The 23,615-nt window shown below is 62.8% G+C and carries 19 protein-coding genes and 1 tRNA gene; 4 read left to right on the forward strand and 16 right to left on the reverse strand.

Annotated features, from left to right (window positions below; all coding sequences use genetic code 11):
* The 7 genes from LVY65_RS00005 to wecB all read right to left on the reverse strand — a co-directional run.
* On the reverse strand, positions 1 to 752 hold a 752-nt coding region (locus LVY65_RS00005; protein WP_235065968.1), incomplete at its 3' end, for a TolC family protein.
* Positions 753 to 761: 9 nt separating this feature from the next.
* Positions 762 to 3,941 carry an efflux RND transporter permease subunit gene (locus LVY65_RS00010; RefSeq protein WP_235065969.1) on the reverse strand — a complete coding sequence of 1,060 codons (3,180 nt, stop codon included), beginning with the start codon at positions 3,939 to 3,941 and terminating at the stop codon, positions 762 to 764.
* A gap of 14 nt (positions 3,942 to 3,955) precedes the next feature.
* Positions 3,956 to 5,230, reverse strand: a complete 1,275-nt coding sequence (locus LVY65_RS00015; protein WP_235065970.1) for an efflux RND transporter periplasmic adaptor subunit — start codon at positions 5,228 to 5,230, stop codon at positions 3,956 to 3,958.
* On the reverse strand, positions 5,230 to 5,634 hold the full coding sequence (locus LVY65_RS00020) for a hypothetical protein (protein ID WP_235065971.1): 405 nt from the start codon (positions 5,632 to 5,634) through the stop codon (positions 5,230 to 5,232). Before LVY65_RS00020 ends, LVY65_RS00015 begins: the two co-directional genes overlap by 1 nt.
* 337 nt (positions 5,635 to 5,971) lie before the next feature.
* Positions 5,972 to 6,583 (reverse strand): TetR/AcrR family transcriptional regulator, encoded by a 612-nt coding sequence (locus tag LVY65_RS00025; RefSeq protein ID WP_235065972.1) that lies wholly within the window; start codon positions 6,581 to 6,583, stop codon positions 5,972 to 5,974.
* Positions 6,584 to 7,486: 903 nt separating this feature from the next.
* Positions 7,487 to 7,562: transfer RNA gene (locus tag LVY65_RS00030), tRNA-Glu, on the reverse strand.
* Positions 7,563 to 7,614: 52 nt separating this feature from the next.
* Entirely contained in the window at positions 7,615 to 8,772 is a 1,158-nt protein-coding gene (wecB, locus tag LVY65_RS00035; protein ID WP_235065973.1) for a non-hydrolyzing UDP-N-acetylglucosamine 2-epimerase, read from the reverse strand.
* Positions 8,773 to 8,857: 85 nt separating this feature from the next.
* Here wecB and LVY65_RS00040 point away from each other — a divergent pair, with 85 nt between their 5' ends.
* Positions 8,858 to 9,742, forward strand: coding sequence for a phosphodiesterase (locus LVY65_RS00040; RefSeq protein ID WP_235065974.1), 885 nt, complete (start codon positions 8,858 to 8,860; stop codon positions 9,740 to 9,742).
* 3 nt (positions 9,743 to 9,745) lie between these two features.
* Here LVY65_RS00040 and LVY65_RS00045 read toward each other — a convergent pair whose 3' ends face one another.
* The 3 genes from LVY65_RS00045 to LVY65_RS00055 form a co-directional block, all read right to left on the reverse strand.
* Positions 9,746 to 10,027, reverse strand: a complete 282-nt coding sequence (locus LVY65_RS00045; protein WP_235065975.1) for an NADH dehydrogenase ubiquinone Fe-S protein 4 — start codon at positions 10,025 to 10,027, stop codon at positions 9,746 to 9,748.
* Between the two features lie 32 nt (positions 10,028 to 10,059).
* Positions 10,060 to 12,510, reverse strand: coding sequence for an ATP-dependent helicase HrpB (gene hrpB / locus LVY65_RS00050; RefSeq protein WP_235065976.1), 2,451 nt, complete (start codon positions 12,508 to 12,510; stop codon positions 10,060 to 10,062).
* Between the two features lie 67 nt (positions 12,511 to 12,577).
* Entirely contained in the window at positions 12,578 to 13,546 is a 969-nt protein-coding gene (locus LVY65_RS00055; RefSeq protein ID WP_235065977.1) for a L,D-transpeptidase family protein, read from the reverse strand.
* 133 nt (positions 13,547 to 13,679) lie between these two features.
* Here LVY65_RS00055 and LVY65_RS00060 point away from each other — a divergent pair, with 133 nt between their 5' ends.
* Positions 13,680 to 14,261 carry a hypothetical protein gene (locus LVY65_RS00060; RefSeq protein WP_235065978.1) on the forward strand — a complete coding sequence of 194 codons (582 nt, stop codon included), beginning with the start codon at positions 13,680 to 13,682 and terminating at the stop codon, positions 14,259 to 14,261.
* Positions 14,262 to 14,294: 33 nt separating this feature from the next.
* Here LVY65_RS00060 and gnd read toward each other — a convergent pair whose 3' ends face one another.
* The 5 genes from gnd to LVY65_RS00085 form a co-directional block, all read right to left on the reverse strand.
* Positions 14,295 to 15,275, reverse strand: a complete 981-nt coding sequence (gene gnd / locus LVY65_RS00065; RefSeq protein WP_235065979.1) for a phosphogluconate dehydrogenase (NAD(+)-dependent, decarboxylating) — start codon at positions 15,273 to 15,275, stop codon at positions 14,295 to 14,297.
* Between the two features lie 41 nt (positions 15,276 to 15,316).
* Positions 15,317 to 16,330, reverse strand: a complete 1,014-nt coding sequence (locus LVY65_RS00070) for a polyprenyl synthetase family protein (protein WP_235065980.1) — start codon at positions 16,328 to 16,330, stop codon at positions 15,317 to 15,319.
* A gap of 37 nt (positions 16,331 to 16,367) precedes the next feature.
* Positions 16,368 to 18,395: a M13 family metallopeptidase gene (locus LVY65_RS00075; RefSeq protein WP_235065981.1), complete on the reverse strand. Its 2,028-nt coding sequence runs from the start codon at positions 18,393 to 18,395 to the stop codon at positions 16,368 to 16,370.
* A gap of 80 nt (positions 18,396 to 18,475) precedes the next feature.
* Positions 18,476 to 19,882, reverse strand: coding sequence for a sensor histidine kinase (locus LVY65_RS00080; protein ID WP_408021950.1), 1,407 nt, complete (start codon positions 19,880 to 19,882; stop codon positions 18,476 to 18,478).
* Positions 19,879 to 20,544: a response regulator transcription factor gene (locus LVY65_RS00085; RefSeq protein ID WP_235065982.1), complete on the reverse strand. Its 666-nt coding sequence runs from the start codon at positions 20,542 to 20,544 to the stop codon at positions 19,879 to 19,881. The genes LVY65_RS00080 and LVY65_RS00085 overlap by 4 nt, the downstream gene beginning before the upstream one ends.
* A 157-nt stretch (positions 20,545 to 20,701) precedes the next feature.
* Between LVY65_RS00085 and LVY65_RS00090 the strand changes: the two genes are divergently transcribed.
* Positions 20,702 to 21,301 (forward strand): DedA family protein, encoded by a 600-nt coding sequence (locus LVY65_RS00090; protein ID WP_235065983.1) that lies wholly within the window; start codon positions 20,702 to 20,704, stop codon positions 21,299 to 21,301.
* A 1-nt stretch (position 21,302) separates the two neighbouring features.
* On the opposite strand, the gene LVY65_RS00095 is transcribed toward LVY65_RS00090, so the two are convergent.
* Positions 21,303 to 21,635, reverse strand: coding sequence for a hypothetical protein (locus LVY65_RS00095; RefSeq protein WP_235065984.1), 333 nt, complete (start codon positions 21,633 to 21,635; stop codon positions 21,303 to 21,305).
* Between the two features lie 130 nt (positions 21,636 to 21,765).
* On the opposite strand from LVY65_RS00095, the gene LVY65_RS00100 reads away from it, so the two are divergent.
* Positions 21,766 to 23,601: an ABC-F family ATP-binding cassette domain-containing protein gene (locus LVY65_RS00100; RefSeq protein ID WP_235065985.1), complete on the forward strand. Its 1,836-nt coding sequence runs from the start codon at positions 21,766 to 21,768 to the stop codon at positions 23,599 to 23,601.
* Positions 23,602 to 23,615: the final 14 nt, after the last annotated feature.

Genomic DNA, 23,615 nt, shown 5'->3' on the forward strand with positions numbered 1-23,615 from the left:
GCCCCGCGCCCGGTCAACGTCGCCAGCCGGAACAGCGCGGAGTCGCGCTCGGCAGCGAGGGCCGGAATTTCCGCCTGACGCTGGTTGCGCAGCGAGGCGATGCGGGCGGTGTCGAGGCGGGTCGTCAGCCCAACCTCAACCCGGCGGGTGGTGAGTCTCAAGGAGTCGTCGAGTAGGGCAACGATCCGCGTCGCAACGGCAAGTTGCTCGGAGGCGCTTGCGGCATCGGCATAGGCGCGGGCGGTCTCGGCAACGATCGCCACGCGAACTGCTTCGGCATCGGCTTCTGAAGCTGCGACATCGCCTCGTGCTGCCTCGACATTGCGGCTGACTCGGCCAAACAGGTCGACTTCATAGGCAACGTCGAGGCCGACATCGAAGCTGGTGCTGGCATCCGATTGGCCTGCGTCGCGGCCCCGAGTGGCCGAAGCGCTAGTGCCCACATTGGGTAGCCGGTCCACCTTCACTTCGCGAAGCGCGGCCCGAGCCCTTGCCAGCCTGGCCACCGCAACCCGCACGTCGGTATTATGGGCGAGCGCGTCGGCGACCAGCCCGTCAAGGACGGGGTCGTCATAGAGCCGCCACCAATTGCCCTCCACCGGGGCCATTGGCTGGATTGCCGGCCCCGTGGCAGCGACGAAGGGACCGGCCGCTGCCGACGGCGTGGCGGGAGGGGCATAGTTCGGTCCAACCGCGCATGCCGCAAGCGCGAGCACCGACGCGATGGTGGCGAGGTTCCTAAGGTAGGTCATGCAAATTCCTCATTCTGCCGGCAGCAGCGCGAGCTCAGGCTGGGTTGGGCCTTGCCGGGGCCGCCGCAGCCGATCTCCAAGAGAGCGGGTGGCGACGTAGAAGACTGGAGTGAAGACCAGGCCGAACGCGGTCACCCCGATCATTCCAAAGAAGACCGCGGTGCCAAGCGCCTGGCGAAGCTCCCAGCCCGGGCCGCTTGCCATCACCAGCGGCAACACGCCGAGAATGAAGGAGAAGCTGGTCATCAAGATCGGCCGAAGGCGCGTACGAGCCGCCTCGACCGCCGCATCGAGCGGGCTTAGCCCCCTCTCTTCGGCTTGCTTGGCGAATTCGACGATCAGGATCGCATTCTTTGCCGCAAGCGCGATCAACACGATCAGGCCGATCTGGGTCAGGATGTTGTTGTCCATGCCGCGCAGGTTCACGCCCGCCATCGCGGCCAGCAGCGTCATCGGCACGATCAGGATGATCGCCAGCGGCAACAGCAGGCTTTCGAACTGGGCGGCCAGCACCAGGAAGACGAACACCACCGACAAGGCGAAGATCAGGATGGCGATATTGCCCGCCGCTTCCTGCTGGAAGGCAATTCCCGTCCATTCGGTCGAGAAGCCGGCGGGAAGCTGGGCGGCGAGCTTCTCCATCGTGTTCATCGCCTGACCGGTCGACGTGCCGGGTGCGGTTTCGCCATCGACCTCAACCGCGGGGAAGAGGTTGTAGCGGGTCACACGGTACGGTCCCGTCTTGTCGCTGAACGTTGCGACCGAGCCGATCGGAACCATCGCGCCGGAATTGGAACGGGTCTTCAACTGGGCAATGTCGCTAGGGTCGTCGCGAGCACTGGCCTCGGCCTGCGCGGTCACTCGATAGGTACGCCCAAGCAGGTTGAAGTCGTTGACGTAGGCCGATCCCAAATAGATCTGCAGCGCCTCGAACACGCGCGAAGGCGGCACGCCGAGCATGTCTGCCTTGGCACGGTCGATGTCCGCCCATATCCGCGGGGTCGCGGTATTATAGAGAGTGAAGACATTGGCCAGGGTCGGGTCCTGGTGCGCCGCGCCGATCAACTGGCCGGCGGCCTGCTCGAGCGCCTGGTAACCCATGTCGCTACGATCCTGGACGATCATGCGATAGCCGCCGCCGTTGCCGATGCCCTGGATGACGGGCGGCGGAATGACGAACACGAACGCTTCGTCCATGTCGGCCAGCGCGGCCCTCATGTCGTTTTCGATATTCTGCTCGGTCCTGTCCGTGCCCGCCCGCTCCTCGAACGGGTCGAATGTCACGTAGGCGGCGCCGGCATTGGAGGCCTGCGTGCCGGACGCACCGTCGAAGCCGGAGAACATCACCGCTTCGTCGACACCAGGCACTTTGAGCAGCTTGCCCACGGCCTTCTTGAGGACCGCGTCGGTCCGCTCGATCGAGCTTCCTGGCGGCAGCTGGATAGCGGCAAGCGCATAGCCCTGGTCCTGCGCCGGAACGAAACCCGCCGGCGTCGCCCAGAACAGCGCAATGGTCAGGACGATCAGGCCGCCGTAAGTCGTCAGCGCGCGGCGTGGCGCTGCGGCGACCCGCTGCGTGAAGCGGCCGTACCATTCACTTAGGCGGGAGAAGCTCTCGTTGAACTTGTCCCCCGCACGGTGAACCAAGCCTAACATGCCGGCTTCGGCCCGATGCTCGCTCTTGGGTTTCAGGAGCCGGGCGGCAAGTGCCGGCGACAGGGTCAAGGAAAGCAACAGAGAGATGATCGTCGAGCTGGCGATGGTAACCGCAAACTGGCGATAGAATTCACCCGTGATGCCGGTGAGGAACGTAGTCGGCACGAACACCGCGCACAGCACCAGGACGATCGCTACCAGTGCGGCTGATACTTCGTCCATCGAGCGATGCGAGGCTTCTTGAGGGCTGAGTCCATGCTCGAGGTTTCGCTCGACATTTTCGACGACGACAATGGCGTCGTCGACGACGATACCGATCGCCAGCACCAGGCCGAACATCGATAATGTGTTGAGCGAATATCCAAGCGCCGCGAGCACCGCGAAGGTGCCGATCAATGACACTGGAATCGCGATGATCGGGATCACCGCTGCGCGCCAGCTTTGCAGGAAGACGATGATGACCAGGACGACGAGCAGCATCGCCTCGAGCAATGTTTCCTGCACCGCGCTCATCGATTCACTGATGAATTCGGTCGGGTTCCAGATGATCCTATATTCGAGCCCCTTGGGAAAGCTCTTGGCGGCATCCTTGAGTTCTGCCTTGACGCCCTCGGCGGCCGCGAGCGCGTTGGTTCCGGGGCGCTGGGTAATGCCGAGGATGATCGAATCCGTGCCGGACAGGTAGGCGTTGACGCCATAGTCTGAGGCACCGAGTTCGACCCGCGCTACGTCGCGTAGGCGGGTGACCGCGGCCGATGCAGGATCGGTACGGATAACGATGTTGCCGAATTCCTCGGCGGTCTTGAACCGCCCCTGGGTTTCGACATTGAGCTGCTGCGCCGCGCCGGTGTCGTAGGGTGGCTGGCCGACTACGCCGGCGGCGACCTGCACGTTCTGCGAACGCAGCGCATCGACTACTTCGCCGGCGGTGAAACCAAGCGTCGCCGCGCGACCGGGGTCGATCCACACCCGCATTGCATAGTCGCGCGCCCCGAAAATCTGAACGTCGCCGATGCCGTCGACGCGGGTCAGCCGGTCGCGGATCTGGGTCAGCGCATAGTTGGAGACATAGCCGCGATCCAGAGACCCGTCTGGTGACAGGACGTTGACCGCCATCAGCCACGAAGGCGATGTCTTCTGAACCACCACGCCCTGGCGGCGGACTTCCTCCGGCAGGCTCGGCTCGGCCAGCGCGACGCGGTTCTGGACCAGCACCTGCGCCGTATCGAGATCAGTACCAAGCTTGAACGTAACCGTGATGGTCACCCGACCGTCACCGGTCGACTGCGACGACTGGTAGAGCATGTTGTCGACGCCGTTGATCTGCTGCTCGATCGGTGCGGCAACCGTGTCCGCGACCGTTTCGGCCGACGCACCGGGGTAATAGGTGCTGACCGTAACCGTCGGCGGGACGACATTGGGGAATTGCGACACCGGCAGGCCGACGTAAGCGAAGGCGCCGACGATGGTGATGATGATCGCGATCACCGCGGCAAAGATCGGCCGCCGGATAAAAAAGTGGCTAAAGCGCATGACTTGGCTTTCGACTAGTTCGCGAGCGTTGCTTGCGAAGCGCTGGGCGCGATTGCCTCAGCGGTCCTGGTTGGACCCGACATGTTCAGCACGATGCTGGTCACGCGCGGTTTCACCTTGGCTCCGGGCATGGCGAACTGCACGCCCTGGATGATGACGCGGTCAGTCCGGGCGAGGCCGGAGCGGATAGCGCGAAGATTACCGACCAGCGGGCCAATCTCGACCGGCTTCGCGGCGACCGTGTTATCCTTGCCGACGACCAGCACGATCTTGCGCGCCTGGTCGGTTCTAACGGCCGCATCCGGGATCAGCAGGGCAGGGGTGGTCCCGCCATCTGCCAAGCGCATGTTGCCGAACATTCCGGGAGCCAGGAAATAGTTGGGATTGGCAATCACCGCGCGTGCGCGGATGGTCCCCGAATTCTGGTTGAGCCCATTGTCCGTGAAGTCGAGCCGTCCGCGCCAGCTGTAATCCGCTTCGTCCTGAAGCCTGATCTCTGCGGTCTGGCCTGCGCCGCCCTTGGCCTGCCGCTCACGCGCGGTTTTCAAATAGAGCGATTCCGGCACGTCGAAGGTGAAGTAGATCGGGTCGAGCGCATTGATCGTGGTGAGCAACGTTCCGCCGCTATCCCCGGCCGAGACCAGGTTGCCGGCATCGATCCGGCGATCCGAGATCCGGCCGCCAATGGGTGCGCGGACCTGGGTGAATTCGACGTCTAGGGCGCGGGCGTGGACCCGGGCCTGTGCAGCGGCCAGTGCTGCCCGGGAAGCGCGGACTCGAGCGGTGATCCGGTCGACGTCACTTTGCGACACTGCTTCGGCGGCCAGCAGACGGGTCGCACGGCCTAGATCGGTCTCTGCCAGCGCCAAGTCGCTCTGGGCAGTAGCGACGCCGGCGCGTGCTTCGGCAAGCGCGGCGGCGAAAGGCCTGGCATCGATGGTGAAGAGCAATTGGCCCTTTTGCACGACCTGGCCGTCGGTGAAGTGAACGCCGACTATCTGCCCGGACACGCGCGGGCGTACTTCGACGCTGCGGCTAGCCTCGAACCGGCCGACATAGTCGTCCCACTGGTTGATCTGGCGCTCAATGGGAGCCGCGACCGTCACCATGGGCATTGGTGGGGCAGCGGCTGGGGAGGGGTCGCTGTTCCAGATGGTGACGGCCGCGGCAAGCACGGCAAGAGGTCCGCCAACGATGGCGGCGCGTTGCCACAGCGGGCGTTCGTTGAATTTGGCGCGCAGGGCCACGGCTTCGCCGTCGACCCGCGACATGGACGTGATCATGTTCATTAGTGGATCCTTTGCGAGCCGGCGCTGATGGCGGCGCGGATGCTGTGCACCAGCAGCTCATATTGTTCGGGACTGAACCCCGCGGCGATAAAGTCGGCGACGTCGTCGCCCGGCACGGTGAAACCGAAGTGCCAGCTGAGCACCGAAATCCGCCGCAACGCTTCAAGCTGCGGGTTGGCGAGTTCAGGGCTGCCGTTGCGACCGGTCAGCCAATTGATGAATCGGGAAATGATCCCACTCTCACGTAGGGTCGACAGGCTGTCCACCCGGGCGAGCCGTATTACCGACCATTCCAGCGGAGAGAAGCTCGGCTTCTCGATCGCGGGGGTCACCGACCTTAATGCCTTCACCGGGAAGGGGACCGGCTGTGCAGCCTGGGTCTGTATCGGCGCGTGATAGGCCATGAAATTGCTCCCTTCCATTTAAGCGATCCCGGGCAAGCTCCATCATCGGCCGAGAGACGGTCTCAAGGCAGCATGGGCAGAACCGGACGCGCAGAAATCCAATCGGCGGAGCGGATGGCTCCAACGGCGGTCGGCTTTGGCTGTTGTTACAAATTACTGGCGGGTGTCAGGGCCCGCAGTGAACATGGCGGAAATTCAGACTCATCGGCCCCTTTATCTGTCGTTGAGTCAGAAAGGGCTGCCACAACCTTTCTGTACTGCTCAGTATAAAGCCAGATAAGCGACGTCAAGCGAATTTCTATACCGGTCGATAAAAAATCTTTATGGGGCGATTAAATCAGGCGCTCGGCCAGAGAGCGAGACCGGATTCCACCAGGCGCTCGAGCGCGGCTTTATCGGCACCCTGATTGGCCTGGATGGAAATCCCCTGGAGCATGGCGATCAATACGCTGGTCAGCCCTTCCGCATCGATAGCGGCAGGCAGGTCGCCTTCGGCTTTGGCTCGTTCGAACCGGTCAATCAGCGCGAGCCTTCCCGCCTGACCACGCTTTACCACTTCTTCGCGGATCGACTGGGACTCGGCGCCGCATGCCACGGACGTGATCACCCCCAGGCATCCATGCGGTTCGTCGCAACTCATGACATTGTCGACGGCGCCGCGAAGCATCGTCTCGGCGACGCCGCGCGCTGTCGGCTGGGCCAAGGCCTTGCCGATATAATCCAGCTTTTCGCGCTCGTAGAGATCGAGCGCCTTGCGGAATAGCGACTCCTTGTTGCCGAATGCGGCGTAAAGGCTCGGCCGGGTGATCCCCATCGCGTCGGTAAGGTCGGTCAGGGAAGTGCCTTCATAGCCCTTTTCCCAAAAGACCCGGAGCGCTTGGGCGAGCGCGTGATCGACGCAAAATTCGCGCGGTCGGCCGCGGGCGGCAATGGCTTCGGGTTTATTCATATCGCACGGTACATAATACCGATTGCGAAAATATCCATAGGTTTCTTTACGGAGCTGAATCGCTTGATCCCCGGCAACTTGAACATTGTGGGGCATGGCGGTCCGCCGCTCACGTGCCGACCAGCACCGCTAACACCGGACTAGCGGATCGAAATGGGCAAATGGGGCCACTCAATCGTCGAAGGAAGCACCACGTAAACACTCAGATTCCAGAGTGGAAATGATATGCGCTGGATCTTAGCGGCCGAATTCCTGACCTCCGGTCGACGCGGAGTAAGCCCATTTCTGATACGGTAGGCGGAATATTATCCGATCAGTTGGCGCCTGGCCCATAGCCATCCCACGACATAGCAAGGACACGCCGCCCATTCGTTCAAGACAGAGTGCGTCTGGCGAATTGAAAAAGGGCTCCCCGTTGGCTCTCCAAACAATAGCAGTGACGCCCTCAGGAAGGGCGCCAATGGGCTGGACCGTATAGAGTCCACATAGCATGTAGAAGAGTACGCCAGCTGCTCCCGCACCACCTAGCCCCCAGGCAACTTTTTTTGTCATTGTCCCCCCAAATTTACATTCACGCACTCGCTGACGATGGCTGATCCTTGCCACAGAATCGGCATACAACGGCTTCTCTTCGAATATGCTCTGCGCAGTAGGGGCACTTCTTGTTGCCCTCGCTTGCGGCTCGGCCATCAAGAGCATCGAGATCGGGTTTCATTAGCAGCGCATGAGGCAGAGCGACGATAAACAACATTGCCCCATCTCATTCAAGAACAAAGAATGAACACGGCCGCAACAATGCCACTGGCTGACAATTCCCTGTTATTCAGGGATTAACAGGGAATTTGGATGCTGCCTGAGCACCATTGTTCGGGCCCGGCTTCGGGTCGTTTCTGATGAATTTGCTGGTGACCCCTACGGGACTCGAACCCGTGTTTTCGCCGTGAGAGGGCGACGTCCTAGACCGCTAGACGAAGGGGCCACGGCCATGGCGGCAAGGGCGGGCATATGTCGGCTCTTGGGCCGCTAGTCAATCAGGCGCGGCAGGTTTGTCGGTTGAACCCTTGGCTACCCAGAAAGGCGAGACAGTGTGCGGCGATTCTCGGGCCGGAATGCCCGTCACCGAACGGCAGCATGGCTTGCGACATGGCCCTCAACTGCGATCGGTGACGCCGCAGCCGGTCGACTGCGGCGACAATGCGCCCAGCATCGGTGCCAACCAGCTCAATAGAGCCACAGGCCAGCGCCTCGGGCCGCTCCGTCTTTTCGCGCAACACGAGCAGAGGGACCCCCAGCGCCGGCGCCTCTTCCTGCATTCCGCCGGAATCGGAAAGGATCAGGTCCACTTCCCGCATCGCCTGCACCGTGGCCGAATGGGACAGAGGCGAGATCAGCCGGATTCCGTCCTGGCCCCCCAGCAGGTCCGTGAGCCGCTCGGTGATTTTGGGATTGGGCGGAAGCAGTACGTCGCTTCGGACCTGCTTCATGCCCAGGTCGACGAGCGCCTCGGACAGCCCATCGAGCCCGGCGCCCCAATTCTCCCGCCGGTGGCAGGTGACGAGCATCCGGAAGCGGCGTCGCGGCCACCATTGCCGCTTGGGCTTCGGGGGCAGGGGCCCAACCAGCGCGGCGAGCGCATCCATGCCGCTATTGCCGGTCACATGGATTTTGCCATTTACGCGTTCACGGCGGAGGTTGTGGGCATTGGCGCTGGTCGGTGCGAACAGCAGGTCGGACAATCGGTCGATCGTCACCCGGTTTTGCTCCTCGGGCCAGGGCATTGTCGGGTCGTGGGTGCGCAAGCCCGCCTCGACATGGGCGAGCATGATGCCCAGTTCCCGTGCCGCAAGAGCGCCGCCGAGCGCGCTCGACGTATCGCCCTGGACGATGAGCAGGTCGGGCGGATCGAGGGGCAGCAAGCGCTTCAGCGCGGCCCGGACGATGTCGGAATGATGCACAGGGTCGGGCTGGCCAGGGCAGTTAAGCGAGATGCACTCAAAGCCTTGCAGCCGATGGTCGCCAAGTTCGAGACCGGGATGCTGGCCGGTCACAAATAGGCTGGGCGGCTCGCCAAGCCTGGCAAGCGCATGGGCGACGGGGCTGAGTTTGATGGCTTCGGGACGCGTTCCAACAACCAACGCTATACGATACTCGCGCAGCTTTCCCCCTGGCTTCGGCGCTCGTCTTTTCATCCAAAATGGACAGCTAGGCAAGTCGCGCACAAAAGGCTGGACAAGCGCGCGCGGCTGTTCAAGCCTGCGGCTCAAGGGGGATAGCTTGGCGAAAAGACCTTCGATTGACGGGACCCTGATCGCGCAGGTGACCGATCTTCACATCGGGTTCGACCGGGATAATCCACACGAGCTCAATGTCGGACGCCTCAACCTGGTGATCGACCGGTTGAACGCGATGCGGCCAAAGCCGTCGCTTTTGCTGGTCACCGGCGACCTCGTCGAGGCCGGGGATGACGTCGGCGCCTATCGACATCTGGTCGCGCTGATCGGTCGATGGGAAGGGCCGATTTTGTGGGCCATCGGCAATCACGACGACCGCAAGCAATTTCAGTCTGTCCTGCCCCATGTGCCGGTCGATGAGAACGGCTTCGTCCAGTATGAGCTGGATCACGAGGGGCTGCGCTTGATCGTCCTCGACACGCTCGATTCCGGGCGGCACGGCGGCATGATCTGCGAAGAGCGGGCCGCATGGCTCAAGGCGCGACTAGGCGAGCGCAAGGATGTCCCGACGATCATTATCCTTCATCATCCACCGGTCGATACCGGCATCGATTGGATGAGCGCGCTCAGTTGCGAAGCCTGGGTGCAACGGCTGGAAGCCGTCGTACGCGGCGCCAAGCAGGTCGTTGGAATGATCGCCGGCCATGTGCACCGGCCGATCGCGACCAGCTTCGCCGGCAAGCCGCTGGCTATTTGTGCGTCAACTGCGCCTTGGATCGCACTGGACCTGGAGGATATTGATCCCGCGCATCCCGATGGCAGGGCGCTCATTCTCGCCGACCCTCCCGCCTTTGCGCTTCACTATTGGAATGGCGAGCGGCTGCTAACCCATTTTGACGCCGCCGGGCCGCGCAACGTTCTGGCAAACTACGACAGCAATGCTCAGCCGATGATCCGCGACTTCATCCAGGAACGCGGTACCGGATAGCCGCTAGCGGAAGTTGTCGGCGTAGGCCTGAAGCTTCAGGCTAACCGGAGCTGCCGGGACGAGGTGGACTGCAAAGCCCTTCCGCTCCGCATAGGCCAGCGCCTCTTCCCTGCTGTCGAACCGGAGGCGGATCTGGGTCTTGGTATCGCCCGATCCGTTCCAGCCGGTCAGCGGATCCGGACGCTGGGGCTGCTGCCGCTCGAACTCCAGCGTCCAGCGGCCGGCCTGTGCCTTGCCGGACTGGGTGGTCTTGCGCTGCTCTTCGATGATGCGGGCGACGGTCATGGGCTTGCGATTGGCTGAACTAGTGGCAGGAATCAAGGGGCCGCGCGCTTTGTGCGCAGCGTCGGAGAGGCCGCAGCGGGATCGTCGGGCCAGGGATGCTTGGGGTAGCGGCCACGCATCTCCTTGGCCACATCGCGCCAGCTCCCCGTCCAAAAAGCAGGCAGGTCCTTTGTCGTCTGGATCGGCCGATGGGCCGGCGAGGTAATGGCCAACGTAAGCGGGACTCGTCCGTTGGCCACCATCGGATGATCCTTGAGTCCGTATAGTGCCTGGGCGCGCACCTCGACTGTCGGGCCACCCGGAGCCGCATAATCTATCGGGTGCGACGAGCCCGCGGGCGAATCGAAATGCGGTGGAGCGAGCTTGTCGATCGCCCGGCTCGCCTCATAGCCAAGCAGCCCGTCGAGGGCGCTCTTGAGCGCTCCGGGCGCAATTGCGTCGAGCCGGCGCTTGCCGCGGAGAAGGGGTGCCAGCCATTCGTCGAGGCGAGCAATGAGCGCGGCATCCGACAAATCGGAAATGCCCTCGTCATGCATGGCGGCAAAGGCGGCACGCTGTCGCAATCCGATGGCGCTTTCGCTCCACGGCAGGATTGCGAGGCCGTGGCGGCGGACGGCATCAACCAGTCCGGCTTCGATCGCAGCCTGGTCGGGCCGGGGGTCGGGCGCGGACGATAGGCGAATTGCTCCCAGCTTGCGGCCCTTGGTTGCGCTGATTGCGGCAGTTGATGGGTCGAAGCGCACATCGGCGTAGGTTTCGATCCGATCGGCGAACAGCGATTCGACATCGCTCAACTCGATGGCAGCTGCAGAGAGTATTCGCGCGCCGGAGGCGGCGCCGGCGACTTCGGCTATAGCGAGCCATTCGCTGCGGGCGAGCGGCGATGTCGGATCCAGGCGAAATCCGCGTCCGCCGACCGATTGCCACTGTTCTCCACTGGCATCGCGGCGGCGCGACAGGCGGTCGGGAAAGGCAAGGGCGATGGCGCGGGCAAGATCGTGCCCATGAACCGGACCTTCGGATTTGACCCGGCGCGCCATATTTTCGGCCATGCGCCGTGCCGCCTGTGCCCTTGGGTTACGATCGCCCAGCCACCGCCGATAACGGATTTCCAGATCCGCGTCATTGCCGCCTAGCCCACGTTCCGTGAGCAAGACCGCGACATCGGCCGCGGCCTTGGCGAACCCCTGCGCCCCCGCTTCGATCAGCATATGGGCGAGGCGCGGCTCCAGGGGGATCGCTGCGATGGCGCGGCCATGTGGCGTGACATGACCGTCATCGTCGATTGCGCCCAATCGCGCCAACCTGTCACGGGCCTCCGCCAGCGCCGGTGCTGGCGGCGGATCGAGGAAGGGGAGGCGTTCGGGGTGGCCCTCGCCCCAAAGCAGGCAAGTCAGCAGCAAGCTCGACAGGTCGGCTTCCAAAATCTCCGGTGGGTCATGGGCCAATAGCGACGCGTTCGCGGCCTCCTCCCAAAGCCGGATGGCGATGCCAGGCGCCTGGCGGGCTGCCCGGCCGGCGCGCTGGGTGACGGCGGCACGACTGGCACGCTCGGTGACGAGGCGGGTGAGCCCTGCGCCACGGTCGTAGCGCGGCCGACGGGCAAGACCACTATCCACCACGATACGGACGTCGTCGAGTGTCAGGCTGGTCTCAGCGATCGCCGAGGCGAGCACCAGCTTGCGCGTGCCCGACTTTGGCGGCGCAAGCGCGGCGCGCTGCTGTGCCGGATCGATCGCGCCGTGGAGTCGATGCAGGACGATATTCTGCGGCAACTTGCCCAGCGCCTCAGCGGTCCGCTCGATCTCTGCGACGCCGGGAAGGAAGGCGAGCAGCGAACCGTCATGCTCATGCAAAGCATCTCGGATTGCGGACGCCATTTGCGGCTCGATCCGTTGGACAGGATCGCGCCCCTCATGGATGAGGGTAAGCGGATAGCTCTTGCCCTCGCTTTCGATTTTGGGCGGATTTCCGAGCAGGCGGGCGAAGCGATCGCTGTCCAGCGTTGCCGACATGGGAAGAATGCGCAGGTCGGGACGGAGCCCTTCGGCCGCGTCGAGCGTCAGTGCAAGCGCGAGATCGCTATCCAGGCTGCGCTCATGCACCTCGTCAAACAATACCGCGCTGACCCGATTGAGCTCGGGATCTTCCTGGAGCCGCGAAAGGTAGACGCCATGAGTCATCGCAATGACCCGCGTCGCCTTTCCCACCTTGCTGTCGAGGCGGGTCGCATAGCCGACCGTCGCCCCCGCTTCTTCGCCGCGTTCCTTGGCCATGAACTCGGCGGCGCTCCGGGCCGCAAGGCGGCGCGGGACCAGCAGCAACACCTGCCCGTCGCACCAAGGCTCATCCAGCAGCGCCGGAGCGACCCTCGTCGTCTTGCCCGCGCCGGGCGGCGCAACCAGCAGTGCGCGCGGCCGGTCGCGAAGCGCAGTGAGCAATTGCGGCAAGACGGCATCGATGGGCAGCGCGGGACGGGGCATCAGGCGCCCGCTATGTCAGATCGTCGCGAGCCAGGACAGGGTGGCTGCCGTCGTCGTCCGGCAAGCCCTACCGCGGACGTCCCTCATTCTCGATCACCGTCAGCGCGCTTCCCGAGCTTCCGGCCTGGAGGGTCTGAGGAGTGACGACGATGATGCTGCCGGGGCGGAGCACCGTCTGGACATTATGCCGGAAATCCCAAGGCGCATCGAACCGATCGCCTTCGTTCGGCGATACTTCCATGCCTCCGCCCGGGCCGGAAAATTGCAGCTTCAGCCAATGCTGCCCGGTATCGTCCCAGGAACGAAGTGCATAAGCCCAACCGCCCTTGACCTCGCCGCTGACGCGGACCGGGGCGGATCCTATCTCGACTCCGTTGCGCAACACGACGGCTCGCTGGTCGGCGGCACTAACGATTACCGAAACTGGCCCCTTGGTCGATCGCTCGGGATGCCATTCGAACGGAGCGCGGGCGAGATTCATTGCGGCTGGCGGAATTGCCGCGGCCATGTCCGGCGGGGCCGATTGCTGCGGCGCGACCGGCAGGCTGGTAATGATCACCGTCATGCCGAGCCGGGTGGCGTCGAACAGCAGGGCCGAGAATTTTGGCGGCAGACGGATGCAGCCATGGGAGGCGGGATAGCCTGGGAGGTTGCCGGCATGGAGCGCGATCCCCTTCCATGTCAGGCGCTGCATATTGGGCATCGGCGCATTGTCGTAGGTACGCGAATGATGCACTTTCTGCTTTTCAAGGATGGTGAACACGCCGGTCGGCGTTTCATATCCGGGGCGTCCGGTGGAAACGCTGCTCGCCCCAATCGGAACGCCATTTCGGAACAGGATTGCGCGCTGGGTCGCAAGGTTGACGATTAGCAGGCCCGGGCCTTCGGCCGCGGCGTCAGGCGCCCAGACAAATTGACCGGCCTTGAGCGTCGGAACCACTTCCAGGATCGGTCGGCCGGCAGGTTCGACGGCTTGCGCGAGGGCAGCCGTCGGTGCGGCAACGGTTAGTGACAGGGCGGTCAGCAATTTCTTCATTCGGCAAATGAAGCCTGTTTTCAACGCCATTGCCATCAGGGAATCCCCCAAGCCGCCTCCATTGCGAAAGCCTGCTGCACAATCTGCTTTTGTGCTACATCGGCTGGGTCCCAGCCTTTGTTGGAGGGAGTCCATGAAAATCTGCAAAACCGCCGCAGTGATCGGTGCCGTTGCGGCACTGTCGCTAGCTGCCTGCGAAAAAGCCAAAGTGGCCGAACCCAAATCTGAAAAAGAAGTCGCGGCCCACCCCACCGACCCGGTCGAAAGCGCAATGGCGGCGGCGCCCGCCGCGATCGCCAAGGATGCCAAGATCATCTCGATGAAGCCCGATGGTACGATGAGCGTGCTGCGCGAAGGCTCCAATGGTTGGACCTGCATGCCCAACAACCCGGCTACCCCGGGGGCAGATCCGATGTGCATGGACGCCAACGCCATGAAATGGGCCGAAGCGTGGATCGGTCATAAACCGCCACCGTCCGACAATGTCGGACTGATGTACATGCTCGCCGGAGGAAGCGATGCCAGCAACACCGATCCATGGGGTGAGAAGCCCAAAGACGGCGGCAAATGGGTCGAAACCGGACCGCACGTGATGATTGTCGGATCGGAATCGCTCAACAAGCTCTATCCGAGCAGCGACAATCCCGACACGACCAAGCCCTATGTCATGTTCGGCGGCACACCTTACGCCCATGTAATGATACCAATCAGCTAGGCGTCATTTAAGGCTGTGCGGGCGGCCTCGCGCTTATTGCGGTACCTCGACATGGCCGCCGAAGCCGAACCGCATCGCCGACAATAGTTGGTCGGCGAAGCTGAATTCGACCCGGCTGCGGAACCGCGCGAACAGAGCGGCTGCGAGTACGTCGACGGGGACGGCCTCCTCGATCGCAGCGTCGATCGTCCAGCGGCCTTCGCCCGAATCCGCGACTTTCCCGCTGAACTTCGACAGCGATTGGTCCCCGGCCAGCGCAATGGCGATGAGGTCCAGAAGCCATGACGAGATGACGCTGCCGCGTCGCCAGACTTCGCTGATATCGGACAGGTTCAATTCGAATCGCATTTCTTCGGGCAGATCCTGCTTGGCCCGCTGCTTCAAAATGTCGAACCCTTCGGCGTACGCCTGCATCATCCCATATTCGATGCCGTTGTGGACCATTTTCACGAAATGGCCTGCACCGGCGGGACCACAGTGGACATAGCCCATTTCGGCCTGCCACTCGCCTTGGGTCTTTGGGCGATGGGTACGGGGAATGGTGCCGGGACCGGGTGCGAGCGCGCGCAGGATCGGGTCGATATGTTTCACCGCGGCATCGTCGCCGCCGATCATCATGCAGTATCCGCGCTCTAGTCCCCATACGCCGCCCGACACGCCAACGTCGATGAAGGTAAGGCCGCGCTCTTTCAGCCACTTGCTGCGCTCGAGGTCGTGCTTCCAGAAGCTGTTGCCGCCGTCGACGATAATGTCGCCTTCGCGTGCGAGACCGCCGACCTCGCGCATCACCTTCTCGGTGATTTCGCCGGCAGGGAGCATCAGCCAGTAGATGGCGGGTGAGGGCAGCATGTCAGGGATGACGGCGAGGTCGGAGGCGCCAGTCGCGCCCTTCGTCACCGCTTCGGCAACTGCAGCAGGATCACGATCGTAGGCGACCACCTCAAAACCCTGCTGGACGAGCCGGTGCGCCATGTTGCCGCCCATTCGGCCAAGTCCGATCATTGCCAGCTTCATGCGCGCCTCCTTCATTTGACCGGCGACGCGCCGGTGAGAAATTAATAAGCCCTCGCCACCGCGAATTCGACTGCTTCGACCAGCGCGGCCTTGGCGCGGCCGGCCGGGAAGGGGGCGAGGGCATCGATGGCTCGCCGGCCATAATATCGGGCGCGCTCGAGCGTGTCGGACAGTGCGCCGGTCGAATTGATCAGCTGGGTGGCATAGGCAAGGTCGTCATCGCTGATGCGCTCCCCTTGCATCGCCGCCTTCCAGAAGGCGCGGTCGTCGCTGGATCCGCGGGCGTGCGCGAGGATGACCGGCAGCGTCACCTTGCCATCGCGAAAGTCGTCGCCCTGTCCCTTTCCCATCGTCGCTTCGTCGGACGAATAGTCGATGGCATCGTCGACGAGCTGGAAGGCGATGCCGAGGCTGCGTCCATAAGCTTCGAGAGCCTCTTCGGCCTCTTCACCACCCTCGGCGACCACCGGCGAGATGCGGCAAGCAGCGGCAAAGAGTTCGGCGGTCTTGGCGTTGATGATGTGGAGGTAATGTTCCTCGCTGGTCTCGACCTGCCGCTGGGCGGAAAGCTGGTCGACTTCGCCCTCCGCAATCACCGCGGAAGCATGGCTGAGGATACGCAGCACCTTCAGACTGCCGTCCTCGACCATCAGCTCGAACGCACGGGAAAAGAGGAAGTCGCCGACCAATACGCTCGCCGGATTGCCCCAGATGAGGTTGGCAGTGCGCTTGCCGCGGCGCAGGCCCGACCCGTCGACGACATCATCGTGGAGCAGTGTCGCGGTGTGAATGAACTCGACCGCGGCGGCGAGCTTGTGGTGACGCGTGCCGGGATAATCGAGCAGCGCCGCGCTGGCCAGAGTCAGCATCGGCCGCATGCGCTTGCCGCCGCCGGCGATGAGATGCCCCGCAAGCTCGGGGATCAGCGCGACCTTGGACTGCATCCGGTCAAGGATCACGGCATTGACCGCATTCATGTCAGCCGCGGTCAACGCGATCATCGGATCGAGCGAGGGGCTGCGCTTGTCGCCCAGTTGGTGAACGGTCGCGGTCACGGCCGCCGCCCTAACCGGACGGCGGCGGTTTGACTAGCTACCAAACCTTCACGCGCTGCTCCGGCGGCAGGTACATTTTGTCGCCGGGCTGGACGTTGAACGCCTTGTACCAGGCATCGACGTTGCGGACGACGCCGTTGACCCGATACTTCGCCGGTGAATGTTCGTTGGTCAGTAGTTGGGCGCGAAGTGCGCCCTCCCGCTGCTTCGATTCCCAGCTGTAGCCATAAGCGATGAAGAAGCGCTGGTCGCCGGTCAGCCCGCCAATTACCGGCGGCTCGCCATGGGCAGCCACATAGCGGCGATAGGCGGCATAGGCGACTTCCAGCCCGCCTAGGTCGCCAAGATTCTCTCCCAGCGTCAGTTGGCCCTTGATGTGAACGCCCGGGATTGGCTCGTAAGCGTCATATTGCTTCACTAGCGCGGCCGCGTGCGCTTCATATTTCTTGGCTGTCGCCGGGGACCACCAGTCGCGCAGCTTTCCAGTTCCGTCGAACTTGCGTCCCTGGTCATCGAACCCATGGCCGATCTCATGACCGATGGTCGCGCCGATGCTGCCGTAGTTCGATGCGGCGTCCGCGTCGGGATCGAAATAGGGCGGCTGCAGGATCGCGGCGGGGAACGTGATCTGGTTCTGGGTCGGATCATAATAGGCATTGTTGGTCTGTGGGGTCATGTCCCACAGCGTACGGTCGACCGGCTTCTTCATCCGGGTCAGCAATAAGTCCCAGTCGAACTGGTTCGATCGCATGACATTACCAAGCAGGTCGGAGCGATCGACCTTGAGGCTGGAGTAATCGATATATTTGGCCGGGTGGCCAGTTCGTGGATCGAATGCCGCAAGCTTGGCTAGCGCCTCCTTGCGTGTCGGCTCATCCATCCAGGAGTTGGTTTCGATCTTTTCCTGGAGCGCGGCGCGAACATTGGTGATGAGCTCGCCCATCTGCCGGTCGCTTTCGGGCGGATAATGGCGCTGCACGTAAATCTGTCCAACGGCCTCGCCGAGCGCGCCATTGACCAGGCTGACCCCGCGCTTCCAGCGATCGCGTTGGGTCGGCACGTCGCGCAAGGTTTTTGAGAAAAAGTCGAAGTTCGCTTCGTCGAACGCCGATGGCAGGTAGGGGGCATGATCGCTGACGAAATGATAGGCGAGATAGTCTTTCCAAGTTTGGAGCGGCACGCTGTCCAGCAGCTTGCCGATGGCCTGAACGGCCGTCGTTTCGGTAACGACGACCGTATTCACGTCACCCAGGCCTGATTTCGCAAGCGCCCGGTTCCATTCGAATTGCGGCGCGAAGCTACCCAGCTTGGCGCGATCCATGGGATTGTAGATCTTGTCGATGTCGCGGCTTTGCTCCGGCGTCCAATGAACCTTTGCGATAGCCGTCTCGAGCGTGATGATCCGGTCGGCCTTGGCCGCGGCATCGGAGATTCCGGCAAGCTCCTGAATCCGCGTCACATAGGCGCGATAGGCGGCCCGGTAGGCGTCATATTTGGCGCCCTGGAGCAGATAATAGTCGCGGTTGGGCATTCCGAGCCCGCTCTGGCCTGCATAGACGGCATATTTGGTCGGGGTAGCGAGATCGGGGTAGATGGCCAAACCCACCGGAGATTCGAAGCCGACGGTCGCAAACAAATCGACGAGATCACCCTTGCCCTGCACTGCAGCGATGCGATCCAAATAAGGCTTGAGTGGCCCGGTACCTTTGGAGGCGATGGTCGCTTCGTCCATCCAGCTTGCGTAGAAATCGCCAACCTGCTGCCCGATTTGCCCCGAGCTGGCTGGGTCCTTGGCCACGTCCTCGACGATGGCTCTAACGTCCTTGTCGATCTGGTCGTTCAAAACGGAGTCAATGCCGACGAAGGTGCGATCTGCCGCGATTTCGGTCCGCTTGGCCCAGGCGCCATTGACGTAGTCGAAAAAGTCATCGCCCGGCTTGACGGCGGAATCCATCGCGGTGAGGTCGACGCCCCAGGGCGCAAATGCCGGCTGGCCGTTCCGGGCCGCCGCGGGCGACATCGCCAGCACCGAAGCGGCGGCGAGCAGCAGCATTTTTTTGGTCATGAAATCCCCTCCCCAATAGTTGGCGGGACGCTAGACGCGGCAGCCGCGTTGCCAAGCAAGTTTTCGATAAACGGCCATTATTAAATGACTTGCGGTGCTTCCGGCAGTGACAGGATTACGAGCAGGCCGCCCAAATCTTCGCTTTCTGACAGCGAAACGGTGCCGCCATAGATTTCTGCCACGTCCCGAACGATGGCGAGTCCCAGGCCGGTGCCAGGCTTGCCCGTGGTGTCGAGCCGCTTACCGCGGGTGAACAATTCTTCGCGTTGCGCCTTGGCAATGCCCGTGCCGTCGTCCTCGATCTGGATATTGACCTTGCCGCCGGCGGGTGGATCCACCGTCACGAACACTCGGCCGTTGCCGTATTTCGCAGCGTTCTCGACAAGGTTGCCGAGCATTTCATCAAGGTCCTGGCGCTCAACTCGCACTTGGGCTGTCTTGGCGCCCGCCGTGTCAATGGTGACGCCGGGATAGAGGGTCGAGACCGCTCTATCGACTGCCTGTACACTGTCCCAGACGGTCGCGCGGGCTTGGGCGGAAGCGCGACGGCCAATGGCCCTGGCGCGGGCCAGATGATGGTCTACCTGGCGCCGCATTGCTGCTGCTTCGCGGATCACCGTATCGTTGAGGTCGGCCGAGTGGGCCGTGGCGGCGTTGGTAATCACCGTAAGTGGTGTCTTTAGCGCATGAGCGAGATTGCCGGCGTGGCGCCTCGCTTCCTCGGCCTGTTCCTCGCTATGGGCCAGAAGCTCGTTGATTTCGTCGACCAGCGGCTCGACTTCTCTCGGAAAACCTTCGGAAATTCTCACTTGCGTGCCACCGCGAATGGCCGCGACTTCGCGTCTCACGCGGCGCAAAGGCCACAGCCCATAGAAGGCCTGCAACGCGGCAAGGGCGAGCAGGCCTGCTCCCAAAGCAGCGAAACTGCGGACGAGAGTCGCTCGCAGCTCCCGGATCTGACCGTCGATTGCGTCGCGCGACTGGGCAACCTGAAAACGCCACCGGACATTCGACCCAGGAAGCATCACGTCGCGCTCGAGAATCCGCAACGGTTCGTCCTGGAATTCGAAGCTGTCGCGCTTGTGCAATTCCACGTCGTTGTGCCCGTCGTCGACGATGAGCCGCCTGTCCCACAGCGACCGGGAAGGGAAGGTTTCCTGGCCCTGGCCCGAAATCTGGAAATATGCGCCGGAATAGGGCTCAAGGAAGCGCTGGTCGGCCGGGGGACGCGTGAACCGAACCTCGCCATCGGGGCCGATTTCCGATGCGGCGATCATCGCATTCAACACATATTCGAGCTGCTGGTCGAAATTCTGGACAATACTGCGCGACAATACCCTGTCCAGCGCGTAGCCGCCGATCAGCAAAAGCACGCCAATCCAGATCGCCGCGACGACGATCATGCGCCGGGTCAGCGACCCCCCGCGGCGTTCCCTTACCTTCACCGCTTCATCGGTCGCCTCCCTGTCGGGGGCGGCATCATTCAAGCGGGACTGTCCTCAAGGCTGTAGCCAAGACCGCGGATGGTGGTGATGACGTCGGCCCCCAGCTTCTTGCGAATTCGTGTCACGAACACCTCGATGGTGTTGCTGTCGCGATCGAAATCCTGGTCGTAGATATGCTCGATCAGCTCCGTCCGGCTAACGACCTTGCCCGTGTGATGCATGAGGTAGCTCAGCAGCTTATATTCCTGCGCGGTCAGTTTGACCGGCTCGCCGGCCTTTGTGACCTTGCCCGAACGAGTATCGAGACGGATGTCGCCGGCATTGAGCTCGGAGCTGGCGACGCCCGCGGCGCGGCGAATTAGCGCGCGAAGGCGGGCGATCAACTCCTCGGTCTGGAACGGCTTGGCAAGATAGTCGTCGGCGCCGGCGTCGAGGCCCGCGACCTTGTCCGACCAGCTGTCGCGGGCCGTCAGCACCAGGACCGGCATCTTTCGGCCCTCCTTGCGCCAGCGATCGAGCACGGTCAGTCCATCGATCTCAGGGAGGCCGAGATCGAGAACCACTGCGTCATAATCCTCGGTTGTGCCCAGATAATGGCCGTCCTCGCCATCGGTGGCGAGATCGATCGCATAGCCCGCGCCTTCGAGGGTCGAGCGCAGCTGGCGCCCCAGGTTCGGTTCGTCCTCGACGATCAACACGCGCATCAAATTATTCCTTGAAAATAGGGTTCGTCTACTGAAACACGCGCGAAGCTGAACGGTTGCTTGTGCGCAACGAAGCTGGCGATCAAGTCGCGAATGTCAATCGGGCGGCGCTGAATGCAGAATTGACCCCGCGCCGACCCGGGGGCAGGCACAGCATATGTTCGACTGGATCGCCCATCTGATCGATCGGGCCGGCTATGTCGGCATCGCCTTGCTGATGTTCCTTGAGGGGCTCTTCCCCCCCATCCCTTCATGGCTGGTGATGCCGCTGGCGGGGTTTGAGGCATCGCAGGGACGATTTTCGCCGTTCGCCGTCGTCGTGGCCGGCACTGCCGGATCCACCTTGGGCGCGATTTGTTGGTATTTTGTCGGGCGGCTGGTCGGGGTCGAGCGGTTGAAAGCATTCGCGGCCCGTCATGGCCATTGGCTCACCCTGACGCCGGCACAGGTCGACCGGGCTGATCGTTGGTTCGACCGGCATGGCGCGCCGGCAGTCATGATGGCCCGGGTTGTGCCGGTCGTAAGATTATTGATTTCCGTCCCGGCGGGCGTCTTCGCCATGGATTTGCGCCGCTTCATCCTGTTTACCGCCATTGGCGATACGATGTGGAACGGCCTGATGACAGGCGCCGGCTACTTGCTCAAATCGCACTACATCCAGGTCAAGGGATATCTTAATCCGATCAGTACCCTGGTCCTTGCGACCGTCGCCGTGACTTATTTCATTCGTATAGTGACCTGGAAGCGAAGGTCCTGACCTAATCGTCCGACTTGCCGATTATTTGGCCCGTCATCGGATCGACATCGACCCATATGACCTTGCCCTGGTCCATGAATTTCATGCGCAGATTCCGTCCGCGCATTTCCGGCCCCAGATAGTCGGCGCCGCCCATTCGCGGCAGGACGCGATTCTCGATTTGGGGAAGCGGCATCGATTGGCCGCGCTGCTTTTGAATGTAGGCGCGGTCCTGGTCGCGCGGACGGTCGAGCGATGCGAACCGCACGACCTCGTCCTTGGGGCGAGCAAGCGCGGGGGTTGCGACAGCAGCAGCGGCGCAAAGCGACAGGAGAAGGGTACGGAACAGGCTCATTGGCAAATCTTTCATCGGCCTGACTAAAGCCATTCCATTGAACAAGCTATGAATGCCCTTGTCGCGTCCCGTTCAGCTTGCCCCGTGCGCCTAGGTGACGAGGGGGGGAAGCTACGCTAGGGGCCACGCGATGGCACCCCCTATTTTATCCTATGAAGACCTTGGTCTGATCCAGGGCGAGGGTTGGCTGTTTCGCCATCTGGACGTCCATATCGGGCCCCGCGATCGGCTTGCGCTGATCGGCCGCAACGGCGCAGGCAAGACGACGCTTCTGAAATGCCTTGCCGGTTTTATCGAAACCGACGAAGGCGCCCGCAAGATCGTGCCCGGTACAAAGGTCGTACTGCTCGAGCAGGATCCCGACATGGGCGCCCATTCGACGCTCGAGGATTGGGTGCTGGCCGGCGCGGGAGCTCCAGCGGCGCATGAGGCGGCGGCGATTGCCCACCAGATCGGCATCGATCTTTCCCGTGACGTCAAGACCGCAAGTGGCGGTGAGCGGCGCCGGGCGGCGATCGTTCGGGCGCTGGCTCAGGAACCCGACGTTCTCTTCCTCGATGAGCCGACCAATCATCTCGATCTGGGAGCGATCGATTGGCTGGAGGAGTGGTTGAACCGCTTCAAGGGCGCGTTCATCGTCATTAGCCACGACCGCACCTTCCTGACGCGATTGACCAAGAGTTGCCTATGGCTCGACCGTGGCACGCTTCGCCGTGCCGAAATTGGCTTCGGAGGTTTCGATGCATGGACCGAGTCGGTTTATGCTGAAGAAATTCGCGCGGCCGAAAAGCTCGACGCCAAGCTGAAGCTTGAGCTCCACTGGCTTCAGCGCGGGGTAACGGCGCGGCGGCGGCGCAACCAGGGTAGACTCGCCAAATTGAATGAGATGCGCGCCCAGCGGGCGGCAATGCTCGGCCCGGCGGGCGCGGCAAAGCTCGGCCTGGCCAAGGATGATGTGAAGACCAAGACGGTGATCGACGCCGAGCATGTCTTCAAGGCCTTCGGCGACCGCCAGATCATCAACGACTTCACCCTGCGCATCCAACGCGGCGACCGAATCGGCCTGGTTGGCGCCAATGGTACCGGCAAGACGACGCTGCTGAAGCTCCTCACCGGCGAATTGAAGCCTGACAGCGGCTCGGTGACCCAGGCGAAGACGCTAACCGGCATCGTCATCGACCAGCAACGCAAGCTGATGGAGCCGACGCGGCGAGTGCGCGACGTGCTGGCCGAAGGCGGCGACTGGATCGACGTCCGCGGCCACAAGAAGCACATCAAGGGCTACCTGAAGGAGTTCCTGTTCGACCCATCGCTGACCGAAGCACCCATCGGCTCGCTTTCGGGCGGGGAGCGATCGCGGCTGCTCCTGGCTCGCGAATTCGCCCGGGCGTCGAACCTGCTGGTGCTCGACGAACCCACCAATGACCTAGACCTGGAAACGCTCGACCTCCTCCAGGAAGTGATCGCCGACTATGACGGCACGGTGCTGATCGTCAGCCACGACCGCGATTTCCTCGACAAGACGGTAACCGTGACGCTCGGACTCGACGGCTCAGGCAAGGTCGACATAGTCGCCGGCGGCTATGAGGATTGGGCGCGGAGACGAAGCGAGGCGAAGAAATCCTCCCCTCCGCGTGCTGGAGGGACCGGTCGAGCGGCTGTTGAAGACCGCGACAAGCCCTTCCCTCAATCCCTTGCCGCAGGCGGGAAGGGAGCAAAACTGTCCTACAAGGACCAACGCGATCTCGATCGCCTCCCACAGGAGATCGAGCGGCTGGAGCGGGAAATTGCCGCCGACGAGGAAGCGTTGCACGACCCAGACCTCTACTCCCGCGATCCAATGCGTTTTGCTGCCCTGACAAGGGCAATCGCGGACAAACGCGCGGCAAAGGAAGCCGCCGAACACCGCTGGCTGGAGGTTGCCGAGATGGCCGAGCAGCTCGCCCGGGGGGCGAGCGCCGCGTAGGCCGTGGGAAAAGC

Source organism: Sphingomonas cremea (assembly GCF_021502585.1).
Classification (GTDB): domain Bacteria; phylum Pseudomonadota; class Alphaproteobacteria; order Sphingomonadales; family Sphingomonadaceae; genus Sphingomicrobium; species Sphingomicrobium cremea.